At 68.6% G+C, this 5,231-nt stretch carries 7 protein-coding genes; 2 read left to right on the forward strand and 5 right to left on the reverse strand.

Annotated features, from left to right (window positions below; all coding sequences use genetic code 11):
* From AB0J09_RS55480 to AB0J09_RS55490, 3 genes are all read right to left on the reverse strand, one after another.
* Positions 1-870: cytochrome P450 (locus tag AB0J09_RS55480; protein ID WP_360710464.1), on the reverse strand; the 870-nt coding region annotated here is incomplete at its 3' end.
* A gap of 114 nt (positions 871-984) precedes the next feature.
* Entirely contained in the window at positions 985-1,371 is a 387-nt protein-coding gene (locus AB0J09_RS55485; RefSeq protein WP_360710466.1) for a DoxX family protein, read from the reverse strand.
* A 174-nt stretch (positions 1,372-1,545) separates the two neighbouring features.
* On the reverse strand, positions 1,546-1,968 hold the full coding sequence (locus tag AB0J09_RS55490; protein WP_360710468.1) for a hypothetical protein: 423 nt from the start codon (positions 1,966-1,968) through the stop codon (positions 1,546-1,548).
* Between the two features lie 243 nt (positions 1,969-2,211).
* Here AB0J09_RS55490 and AB0J09_RS55495 point away from each other — a divergent pair, with 243 nt between their 5' ends.
* Positions 2,212-3,069, forward strand: coding sequence for a hypothetical protein (locus tag AB0J09_RS55495; protein ID WP_360710469.1), 858 nt, complete (start codon positions 2,212-2,214; stop codon positions 3,067-3,069).
* Here AB0J09_RS55495 and AB0J09_RS55500 read toward each other — a convergent pair.
* Both AB0J09_RS55500 and AB0J09_RS55505 read right to left on the reverse strand, forming a co-directional pair.
* Positions 3,059-3,610, reverse strand: coding sequence for a GNAT family N-acetyltransferase (locus AB0J09_RS55500; RefSeq protein ID WP_360710471.1), 552 nt, complete (start codon positions 3,608-3,610; stop codon positions 3,059-3,061). The two genes, AB0J09_RS55495 and AB0J09_RS55500, sit on opposite strands and share 11 nt — an antisense overlap.
* Positions 3,611-3,652: 42 nt before the next feature.
* Positions 3,653-4,189, reverse strand: coding sequence for a TetR/AcrR family transcriptional regulator (locus AB0J09_RS55505; protein WP_360710473.1), 537 nt, complete (start codon positions 4,187-4,189; stop codon positions 3,653-3,655).
* An 86-nt stretch (positions 4,190-4,275) separates the two neighbouring features.
* On the opposite strand from AB0J09_RS55505, the gene AB0J09_RS55510 reads away from it, so the two are divergent.
* Positions 4,276-5,169 carry an LLM class F420-dependent oxidoreductase gene (locus AB0J09_RS55510; RefSeq protein WP_360710474.1) on the forward strand — a complete coding sequence of 298 codons (894 nt, stop codon included), beginning with the start codon at positions 4,276-4,278 and terminating at the stop codon, positions 5,167-5,169.
* Positions 5,170-5,231 lie beyond the last annotated feature (62 nt).

The following is a 5,231-nucleotide window of genomic DNA, read 5'->3' on the forward strand; positions in this document are numbered from 1 at the left end:
GCCCGAGTTGGCGTCGAAGCGCAACGCCTCCTCCACCGCCGTACGCACCAGCGACGGGTCCGCCAGCAGCCGCTCCCAGCGACGCCGGTCGGCCAGCAGCATGCTCACCATCTTGCCGATCATGTTTGCCGTGGTCTCGTGCCCGGCCATCAGCAGCGCGAGGCCGGTGGCCACCAGCTCGTTGTCCGACAGCCCGCCGTCGCCGGCACTGGTGATCAGCTCGCTGAGCAGGTCGTCGCTCGGCTGCGCCCGCTTGGCGGCGATGTGCGAGGCCATGTAGGCGAAGAACTCGGTATGCGCCGCGCGGATCTCCGCGTCGGTGTAGCGGGTCAGGTTGAGCAGTGTGTCGGACCAGTGGGAGAACCTGTCCCGATCGGAGTCTGGGACCCCGAGCATGTCGCAGATCACCCAGACCGGCAGCGGGAAGCCCAGGCTCGCCTTGAGGTCGGCCGGCTGGCCGGCCTTCACCATCTCGTCGATGAGCCGCTCAGCCATCGCCTCGATCCCCGGCCGCAGCGCCGCCATGCGCTTGGCGGTGAACCACTTGCCCACCATGCGCCGCCACCGCAGGTGGCCCTCGCCGGATTGAGGGATCGACAGCGCCATGTCCGAGTTGAAGACGCCGCCCGACTCGTTGGCGGAGATCCGGGCGGCGTCGTCGGCGTTCAGTTGCCGGGTGAAGCGCGGGTCGGACAGCACCTGTTTGACGTCCTCGTAGCGGGTGAGGAGCTTCGCCTCGTCGCCGCTGGGCAGCTTGATCCGCGCGACCGGGCACTGCTGACGCAGCTCCGCCCACTCCGCGGGCGGCTCCAGGGGCGCCTCGCTCGGAATCGGATAGCTCAGCACCTGCTCACTGCCGGCTTTACTCACCGTGACCTCCAAGAGTGGACATCGACCGCGATCAGCCAACCAGAGCGGCACACCTTAAGTCAAGCGACTGATTTAAAATCTACCTCCTCTTCAACATGTGCGCGGGCTCACCCGTCAGCCCGCGATGTCCAGCACCACCGCGGGGTCCAACGACAGCGTGGCCACCGCCAGCCCGAGGAACACGATCGCCAGGAAGAACTGCGGCGAGAAGTCGCTGACGCGCAGGTGGGTGTAGAGAGCGCAGACGAAGTAGAGGATGAGACCGGCCGCGGCAGCCGTACCGATCAACGGCACGCCGAGGAGCCCGAGCGCCAGCCCCAGCGCACCCACCGCTTTGAGCGCGCCTATCGGGAAGACCAGCCACGATTCCGGCACGCCCGCCCTTTCAAGTGCGGGACCGAGTGTCCGCATGATCGGCTTGAGGCGGGTCATGGCGGCGAAGCCCGAGAAGGTGTTGGCGGCGATGGTCACCAGGGCGGTGACGACGTAGGCAGTGGACACGAGAACCCCCAGGGATGATTCGTGAGAGCGGTGCCGGCGCGGCGGCACCTGGTCAACCCCCTGAGAGGCTCCGACCTCAGGAAGTGTGACATCGCCGCGCCCCCTTCCGCGCCACCGAGCATGGGGCGGCCTCCCCGGGTGTGGAGGAACCCGGGGAGGCCGCTGGTGAGTGGGTCAGATGCTGATGCGGCCCGCGCCCGCGCCACCGGTCACGATCGACTTGACGTTGGACGGGGTGTCCAGGGGATAGGAGTACGGGATCGAGCCGACGCTGCCTCCGGCGCTGCCGCTGCCGGAGTTCACGAAGTAGTTGTTGCGGGCGACGAGGTTGCCCGCGGGCGAGCTGCCCTCGCCACGGTGGAACGGGTCCTTGGTGTTCTCGAAGTAGTTGCCCTCGACGAGGACGCCCGCCTCGCACGTGGACGCCACACCGTAGCTGCCGATGTTGGCGTAGTAGTTGTTGTACACGTGCACCGGGTTGCCGAAGCGCACCCGTGGGTGGCGCTGATTGGTGCCGTCGAACCAGTTGTGGTGGTAGGTCACCCTCAGGTGGCCGCGGTCCTCGCCGCCGTTGCTGTCGCTGTGGCCGAGCAGCATGGGACCGAACGACTACAACGGTAGGAAAGCGCTTTCCTGCCGTCAATGCCAGGGAGGTGCGCCATCCCTGCCGAAAAGGCATCGCCGCTGGCCAACGGCTAACAGCGCCACTTTCTCCTGGTGAAACTTTCATGTCGGAAATTTACGATCTTCGGCAGAGTGGACAAGCGTGTCCGGCGGCATGGAAGCTCAGTCGGCTGCGATGTTGGTGCTCCAGGTCTAGCCGTCACCGGAGCACCAGCAATGATTGATCTTGACTTCGTCGGGCCCAGCCGCCCCGCCAACGACTACAAGTTCGTCGAAGTGACCGACGGCGACACCCCGAAGATCGAGATGTCGATCCGGATGGTGTCGATCGACACCCCGGAGAGCCACTACGGCGGCAACCCGCCGACCGCCCAAGCCGCGCTCGAACGCACCAAGGCACGCCTGCAGGACGGCACGTACGACGCCCTCCCTCAGCACCTGCGCGACTACCTCATCTCGCGCATCACGCCCGACGCCGCCCTGCACCATCTGACCGCCGGCCAGCTGGCGGCCGAGGCACACAAGGTCATGGTCAAGACCCGGCAGACCCGCCAGAACGGGACGCAGCGCAAGATGGCGGTCGTCGCCACCGGCGAGCTCGTCGAAGGCCACGGACGCCTGCTGGCCTACACCGCGCCCTGGTTCTCAGGCGGCGCGTCCGACCCGCTGCCGCCGCGTGACGACCCCAAGCGGCGTACCTTCAACCTGGACATGGTGGCGCTCGGCTGGGCCGCCACCTTCGTCATCTATCCGTCCATCCCGCCCGCCTTCGACCTGAACCTGCTGCTCGACGAGGCCGCGACGGCATGGCGGGAGAAGCGCGGCGCGTGGGCGCACTTCGGCCCGGATCTGCTGCTGGGTTACGAGTACCGCGCCTGTATCAAGCTCGGCACCCAGCACCTGGACGACCCCGCGGACGCGATCGCGGAGGCCTACCAGCGTGTGTGCGTGGACCTGCGTACCCTGACCGAGGTCGGCCTGTACGGCTACCACGAGGTCCCGCCGCCGGACCGGCTGTGGATCTGGGCCACGGACCTGGACCAGGCCCGCAAGGACCTGCCCATCAAGCACTGACGCGGCGGAGCGCTTCGTCCTCGATCAGGGAGCCGACCCAGGCGTCGACTCTCTCGCCGCGGTGGAACAGGCGTTTGCGGAGCGTTCCCTCCATGAGGAAGCCGGCCTTCTCGGCGACCCGCCGGGACGCGTGGTTCCCGACCTCGCACCGCCATTCGATGATCTCCAGGTCGAGGGTCTCGAAGGCCCACGCGCAGACGGCACGCACCGTTGTGGTGGCGACGCCGCGCCGGCGGGCTTTGGGATCGACCCAGAAACCGATCTCGGCTATGCCTTCATGGCCCACGCCGAGTCCGGCCCGGCCCAGGCGGGTGCCGGTGGCGGCGTCTTCCGCGAGGAACTCCAGGCGATGGCCGCTTTCCCAGCCCGCGATGGCCAGCTCCTCCACGAAGAATCTCGCGTTCTCGAGCCGGTAGGGCGAGGGCAGCTCGACGAACTGCTGCAGCGCCGGGTCCAGCGAGACCTCGTAGACCCATGGGATGTCCTCGGGCGTGAACGGGCGCAGGGTCAGCCACCCCGCCTTGATCACCTGCGGCTTCATGATCGGAAATTCTCCCGGTGACCACCGAGGTCAGGCAAGGCGTTAAGCGGTCCTGCCGGCTTTGAGGCCGTCGAGCATCACGGTGCTGAGCGGGTCGTCGGGCTGGGCGCCCGGGCGGCAGACCATCACGTTGAGCAGCCCGACGACCTGCTCGGGCGTGATGTCGCGACGCAACGTGCCCTCTTCCTGCGCCTGCTTGACGATCTCCGCCAGCAGCACGTTGACCTCCCGTACGAGCTCCTGGGTCGAGGGCGGCGCCGGGGGCGTCCCGACGAGTGATGTGATCAGGGCGAACGGCTGGCCGGCGCAGTGACGTACGACGCGCAGGAGCGCCTCCCAGCGGGAGATGTCCGCGGCCAACTGAGCCAGAGCGTGGTCGCGCAGGCCGTACAGAGCGGTGTTCGCGATGTCCGTCACCAGGGCGAGCCGGTCGGGGAAGTGGCGATACAGCGTGCCCACGCCGAGTCCCGCCGCGCGGGCGATGTCCTCCATGGACACGCCGGGCCCGCGCTCGGCGAACAGGTCGAGCGCGGTCGTCGTGATGCGTTCGCGGTTGCGCCGCGCGTCGGCTCGTACCATTCCCACCCCTAACCGGAATTCCAAATTCAGGTTACTGTAGCGTTCCTGGACGGAAGCGGAACATCCGATTCATGTTAGGAGCAACCATGAAGATCGGCGTTTACCTCCACAGCGGTGGTGCAGGCGTGGACTCCTTGGTCGGCCAGGTGCGCGACGCCAGGGCCGCGGGGTTCGAGAGTGCCTTCTTCAGCCAGCTGACCTCGTGGGACTCGATCACCGTGGCGGCGCTGGCCGGGCGGGAGGTGCCGGGCATCGAGGTCGGCACGGCCGTGGTGCAGACGTACCCGAGGCACCCGCTGGCACTGGCCGGACAGGCGCTCACCGCGCAGTCCGTCAGCGGGAACACCTTCACGCTCGGCCTCGGCCCGAGCCACCGGGAGGTCATCGAGGGCGCCTTCGGCCTGTCCTACGACCGCCCCGCCCGGCACGTGCGTGAGTACCTCAGCGCGCTGATGCCGCTGCTGCGGGGCGAGACGGTCGAGTACCGCGGCGAGACGCTCTCGGCCGCCGGCCAGGTGGACGCGCCCGGCGCCACCGCGCCACCGGTGCTGCTGTCCGCGCTCGGTCCGGTGATGCTGCGCATAGCGGGAGAGCTGACCGACGGCACGGTCACCGTCTGGACGGGCGCCCAGGCGATCGGCGAGCACATCGTGCCGCGCATCACCGAGGCCGCGCGGGCGGCGGGCCGTCCCTCACCGCGTGTCGTCGTCAGCGCCATGGTGGCGGTGACCGACGATCCCGAACGGGTCCGGAACCAGATCGGCGAACGTTTCGGCTTCGCCGGGAGCTTCGCCAGCTACGGCTCCATGCTGGAGCGCCAGGGCCTTTCGGGCGTGCACGAGACGGTCATCGCCGGGGACGAGCGCACCGTCGAGAAGGCGATCGCACAGTACGCGGACGCCGGCGCGACGGAGTTCCTGGTGAGCCCGGTCGGGGACGAGCAGGAGCAGGCCCGCACCCTCGACTTCTTCCGCCGCTGAGACCATGCGGCGCGGATCACCCGCTTCCGCCTCCGCCGCAGCCGCCTCCGCCGCACCCCCCG

Origin of the sequence: Nonomuraea sp. NPDC049784, from assembly GCF_040659615.1 — a bacterium.
GTDB lineage: Bacteria > Actinomycetota > Actinomycetes > Streptosporangiales > Streptosporangiaceae > Nonomuraea.